The organism is Marinilactibacillus psychrotolerans, from assembly GCF_900101525.1.
Lineage (GTDB): Bacteria > Bacillota > Bacilli > Lactobacillales > Carnobacteriaceae_A > Marinilactibacillus > Marinilactibacillus psychrotolerans.
Genome location: NZ_FMZD01000043.1, coordinates 1 through 1,832 on the forward strand (window position 1 = coordinate 1; position 1,832 = coordinate 1,832).

Sequence of the window (1,832 nt, forward strand, 5' to 3'; positions counted from 1 at the left end):
AATAATTTTTTTCATTCGTTCTTCGAATTCGCCACGATACTTCGTTCCTGCTACTAAAGAACCCATATCTAATGTCATTAAACGTTTGTTTTTTAGTGCAGGAGGTACCTCTCCGGCAACAATTTTTTGTGCTAATCCTTCAGCAATTGCAGTTTTTCCAACACCAGGATCTCCAACTAATACAGGATTATTTTTAGTACGTCTACTTAATATCTGAATAATTCTTCTAACTTCTTTATTACGTCCAACAATAGGGTCTAATCTATCCTCACTAGCTGCTTGTGTTAAATTACGTGCTAACGAATCCAATGTTGGTGTACCTTCAACAGACTTAGGACTTCTAGTCTGTCTCCGTCCTTTAAATCCTCCTTTAGATTTACTTTCTTGAACGCCAAGTTTTTTAAGAATTAATTGACGTGTCTTAGAAAGACTGATGTCTAAATTGCTCATGATTTTAGAAGACAGGATATCCTCGTCCCTTAAGAGACCTAGTAACAAGTGCTCTGTTCCAACTAAATTTCTTTGCATTCTTTTTGCTTCATCTGTTGCATACTTAATTACTTGACGTGCTCTTGGAGAATATGGAAGCACAGCGCTAGCCGGTAGTTTTTCACCTGGTCCGTAACTAGTAAAGTGTTCAATTTCCTCTCTTACTTCTTATTCTGATAGAGACAATTGACGTAGCGATTTTCCAGCGATACCTTCAGTTTCCATCACTAACCCTAATAGTAAGTGTTCAGTCCCCACAGTACGATGGCGGAATCCCTTTGCTTCTTCTTGAGCTATTAATAAAGCTTTTTTTGCTTTGTCTGTAAAAAGTTCATTCATTTAATTTATCCGCCCTTCTATTATCTCGGCTCTTCATATTTTAAATTTGCGATCATACTTTTCAGCATATTCGCTCTAATTTGATTGTCTATAATTCTTTCTCCCGTGTACATTGTCTTATCGACTGCTACTAACATTAATTTAGCTTCTCTTTTTGATATAATATCATTTTCATATAGTCTTTGTACAACTGATTGCGCATCTCTTTCAGAAATACTTTTTCCAATAATTTCAATCATTGTATCTAAAACATCAGAATCGTCTAAAAGTTGTACTTTTATGATACGAATATAGCCTCCGCCACCACGCTTACTTTCAACGAGGTACCCTTGCTGAATAGTAAATCGAGTATTAATTACATAATTAATTTGAGAAGGGACGCAATCAAACAGTTCAGCAATTTCACTACGTCTGATTTCAACTTTCTCCTGTTGATTCAAAACTTTCTTCAAATAGGCTTCAATTATATCTGACATGTTTTGATTTTCCATGTTGAATCATTATTAAGATAAATAATTAATGAATGCACCTATAGTATCTTCTTTTACTATCACATTCAAGTCTTTATCTTAATACCCTCCTTTTCACTTTAAATTTGTTGTCACTTTTTCTTTGACTAACTTTGACTAATAACATTATACCAGTGATATACTATTTTTTAAAGTGGCAAGAATCAAGTGATGATTATAGTATAAATCTATAAATTTCCAAACGCCTAAATAATTAATCAGTTAAAATCAAATCCATATAATGATAAGTATTTTAACCAAATCAGAAATATAATTTCAGAAAAATAAAAAAGCCTATGTATAAATTACATGGCTTTTCAAATAATATTTAATTTCTGATGAGACATGCAGGGTTCGAACCTGCGACCCTCTGATTAAAAGTCAGATGCTCTACCGACTGAGCTAATGTCTCAGAAGACTATGGAGGTTAACGGGCTCGAACCGCTGACCCTCTGCTTGTAAGGCAGATGCTCTCCCAACTGAGCTAAACCTCCA

The 1,832-nt window shown here is 34.4% G+C and carries 1 protein-coding gene, 2 tRNA genes and 1 pseudogene; all 4 read right to left on the reverse strand.

The genetic code is table 11. The features are described from left to right. A pseudogene (locus BLT22_RS12060) lies at positions 1–828 on the reverse strand (Clp protease N-terminal domain-containing protein); the annotation flags it as partial. A 20-nt stretch (positions 829–848) separates the two neighbouring features. Continuing rightward, positions 849–1,319: a CtsR family transcriptional regulator gene (locus BLT22_RS12065; RefSeq protein ID WP_087060357.1), complete on the reverse strand. Its 471-nt coding sequence runs from the start codon at positions 1,317–1,319 to the stop codon at positions 849–851. 357 nt (positions 1,320–1,676) lie between these two features. Next, positions 1,677–1,749 (reverse strand) — tRNA-Lys (locus BLT22_RS12070). A gap of 9 nt (positions 1,750–1,758) precedes the next feature. After that, positions 1,759–1,831: transfer RNA gene (locus tag BLT22_RS12075), tRNA-Val, on the reverse strand. Position 1,832: the final 1 nt, after the last annotated feature.

Excerpts from the sequence above, each read along its gene's own strand:
- BLT22_RS12065 (WP_087060357.1), bottom strand. The coding sequence starts at position 1,319 with ATGGAAAATCAAAACATGTCAGATATAATTGAAGCCTATTTGAAGAAA.